This is a genomic window from Pseudoxanthomonas sp., assembly GCF_002863005.1.
GTDB lineage: Bacteria > Pseudomonadota > Gammaproteobacteria > Xanthomonadales > Xanthomonadaceae > Pseudoxanthomonas_A.
In genome coordinates, this window is sequence record NZ_PKDG01000017.1 from 1 (window position 1) to 3,209 (window position 3,209).

General features: G+C 67.5%; 5 protein-coding genes. All 5 read left to right on the forward strand.

All coding sequences use genetic code 11. The features are described from left to right. Positions 1–31: 31 nt before the first annotated feature. Positions 32–793 carry an ATP-binding protein gene (locus CYU89_RS07700; RefSeq protein WP_256518883.1) on the forward strand — a complete coding sequence of 254 codons (762 nt, stop codon included), beginning with the start codon at positions 32–34 and terminating at the stop codon, positions 791–793. Positions 794–911: 118 nt separating this feature from the next. Beyond that, positions 912–1,130: an AlpA family transcriptional regulator gene (locus CYU89_RS07705; RefSeq protein ID WP_016446183.1), complete on the forward strand. Its 219-nt coding sequence runs from the start codon at positions 912–914 to the stop codon at positions 1,128–1,130. A gap of 40 nt (positions 1,131–1,170) precedes the next feature. Beyond that, positions 1,171–2,037 carry a ParA family protein gene (locus tag CYU89_RS07710; protein ID WP_034050658.1) on the forward strand — a complete coding sequence of 289 codons (867 nt, stop codon included), beginning with the start codon at positions 1,171–1,173 and terminating at the stop codon, positions 2,035–2,037. Then, positions 2,021–2,257 carry a type II toxin-antitoxin system HicA family toxin gene (locus tag CYU89_RS07715; RefSeq protein WP_013982111.1) on the forward strand — a complete coding sequence of 79 codons (237 nt, stop codon included), beginning with the start codon at positions 2,021–2,023 and terminating at the stop codon, positions 2,255–2,257. Before CYU89_RS07710 ends, CYU89_RS07715 begins: the two co-directional genes overlap by 17 nt. Beyond that, positions 2,250–3,209, forward strand: a 960-nt coding sequence (locus CYU89_RS07720) for a ParB family protein (protein WP_296279968.1), incomplete at its 3' end; no start/stop codon positions are given. The genes CYU89_RS07715 and CYU89_RS07720, both read left to right, overlap by 8 nt.

The following is a 3,209-nucleotide window of genomic DNA, read 5'->3' on the forward strand; positions in this document are numbered from 1 at the left end:
CTCGGTGCGATGACGAATGGAGGCGCGCGATATGCCGAAGTCGAGCAGCCTGGCCGATGGCGCCAAGACCTACTACCGCCCGATCGAGGCGGCAATCCGCTGGAGCGGATTGCTGCGCTTCGAGCGGCGCATCCTGGCGACCTTGGGACAGCGGCCTCTACCGGAGGCAACGGAGTTTCCGCGCTGGCCGATGCTGCGGTTGAACGCCGAAAGAATCTTCGATGCGCTGGCTCACGGCGAGATGCCGTATAGCAAGGAGGGTTTGGTGCGGGACACGCAGGGCCTGACGATGGACGACCTGTCGCTGACGGTGCGGCACGTCGACCTGAAAGCCTGGATGGCGTACTACTACCCCGGCGAGAAACCGGCGTTTCTGTTCGATGAGATCGAGCGTGCACTTCACCCGGCGATCAGCCTGGACACAGTGGGCGCATTGCTGGCCGAGCGGGAAGCGATCAAGGCGCGGCTGGCGGAACACTTGGGCGTGCACGAGACGCTGCGCGCCGAGCACGAGGCGCTGCTGAAGACGCACGCCGCCTACACGGCCGACGCGGAGCGTGCGAGCACGCCTGGGCCGCGCAGCGAATCGACCTACCTGAACATCGTTGGCGGGTTACTGACGCTACTGCTGGGCAAGTCTCCCAGCGGCATGCCGTATTCCAGCTTCCTGACGCAGGAAGCCATCATCAGCGCGATGGTGGCGCACCACGGCAACGCGATGGGCATCACCGAGCGCACCCTGCAGGCCAAGTTCGCACTGGCTCGGCGCAATCTGCAGAGCACAACTTCCTGAGCGATGCCAGACCGTATCTGCGGTCGCGGAAACCGCATTTGCGGTGTCTTTCTTCAACGCGGCGTTCTTAATTCGAGTCACGCCAATCAGCGCCACTGAGCGTTAAGGAGTGACCCTCATGTCTTCGCAGACCACCGCCACGGCGGCACCGACCGAGCACCGCATCCTGCGCCGCGCCGAGGTCGAAGCCAAGACCGGCTTCAAGCGCGCGCACATCTACAGCCTGATGAAGGAAGGCAAGTTCCCCAAGGCGCTGCGCCTGGGCGTGCGCGCGGTGGGCTGGGACTCGGTGGAGATCGAACAGTGGATCGCCGACCGCCTCAAAGAACGCGCCTGACGCTTCTTCTCGGTTCATGCCATTCGACGAGGAGAAGCCCATGCAGGTGGTGTCCATCATTTCGACCAAGGGCGGCGTGGGCAAGACCACGACGGCGGCCAACCTGGGCGGCTTCATCGCCGATGCCGGGCTACGCGTGCTGCTGCTGGACCTGGACGTGCAGCCCACGCTGTCGAGCTACTTCACGCTGGACGTGCGCGCGCCCGGCGGCATCTACGAGATGCTGGCCTTCAACGAGCGGCGCATCGAGCAACTGGTGTCGCGCACCGCGATCGCGGGCCTGGACCTGGTGCTCTCCAACGACGACCGCGGCGAACTGAACACGCTGCTGCTGCACGCACCGGATGGGCGCCTGCGACTGCGCCATTTGCTTCCCGTCTTCCGCACGCACTATGACTTGCTGTTGATCGACACCCAGGGCGCGCGCAGTGTGCTGCTGGAGATGGCGGTGCTGGCGTCCGACCTGGCGCTGTCACCGGTGACGCCGGAGATTCTGGCCGCGCGCGAACTGCGCCGCGGCACACTGCAACTGATCGAGGACATCGCGCCGTATCGCCACCTGGGCATCGAGCCGCCGCCGCTGCGCCTGCTCATCAACCGTGTGCATCCGGTGTCGTCGAACGCGCGGCTGGTCCAGCAGGCGCTGCGACAGGTGTTCCAGGAACAGGCCGGCGTGCAGGTGCTGGACACCGACGTGCCGGCCATCGAAGCCTATCCGCGCGCTGCGACACGAGGATTGCCGGTGCATCGGGTGGAGTACCGGCGGCCAGCTGGGCGCACGGCGCCCGCGGCGCTGGACACCATGCGCACGCTGGCCGGCGAGCTGTTCCCCGCGTGGCGGGAGCGCTTCGCGCTGGTCACCGGCCGGGCCGATGCGGGAGGGGCCAGCCATGGCGAGCGCACATGAACTGGCGCGCGGCCGTGAACGGCTGCGCGCGCTGATCGAGTTCGCGCTGGGCGAAGGCTGGCGCGTGGTGCGCACGTCCGGCGGGCACCTGAAATTCACGAAACCAGGCTGCGCGTCGATCTACACCAGTTCGACTGCGAGCGACCACCGTGCCGACCGCAATGCCCGCGCGCAACTTCGCCGCGCCGACCGGCAGGCGCAGGAGAACGGCCGTGGCTGAGCTGACGCCGCAGGACATGGCTGCCAAGCTGCTGGCCACCGGCTTCGAGCGCAGCGGCCCTTCGGCCGCGACCTTGAGCGACCCCATCGCCGACACGCCGATGGTGGTGACGCTGGACCAGTTGCGGCCCTACGACCACGACCCGCGCGTGACGCGCAACCCGGCCTATGCGGAGATCAAGGCGTCCATCCGCGAACGCGGGCTGGACGCGCCCCCCGCGATCACGCGCAGGCCGGGCGAGGCGCACTACATCATTCGCAACGGCGGCAACACGCGGCTGGCGATCCTGCGCGAGTTGTGGAGCGAGACCAAGGAGGAGCGCTTCTTCCGCATTGCGTGCCTGTTCCGCCCGTGGCCGGCGCGCGGCGAAATCGTGGCGCTGACCGGGCATCTGGCCGAGAACGAGCTGCGCGGCGGGCTGACCTTCATCGAGCGGGCCTTGGGCATCGAGAAGGCGCGCGAGTTCTACGAGCAGGAAAGCGGCCAGGCGCTGTCGCAGAGCGAACTCGCGCGGCGGCTGACTGCCGACGGCTATCCGGTGCCGCAGTCACACATCAGCCGCATGAACGATGCGGTGCGCTATCTGCTGCCGGCGATCCCGACGCTGTTGTACGGCGGATTGGGCCGGCATCAGGTGGACCGGCTCGCAGTGCTGCGCAAGGCGTGCGAGCGCACCTGGGAGCGGCGTGCGCTGGGCCGGCCGCTGATCGTGGACTTCGCTTCGCTGTTTCAGGATGTGCTGTCGCAGTTCGACACGCAGCCGGAGGGCTTCTCGCCCCAGCGCGTGCAGGACGAACTGGTGGGTCAGATGGCCGAGCTGCTGGAAGCGGACTACGACACGCTGGCATTGGAGGTCGATGACAGCGAAAGCCGTCAGCGAGCATTGACCAGCGAGCCGGCCGCGCCGAACCCGGCAACGCCTGTCGCACCTGCGGCGCCAGCCATCACGCCG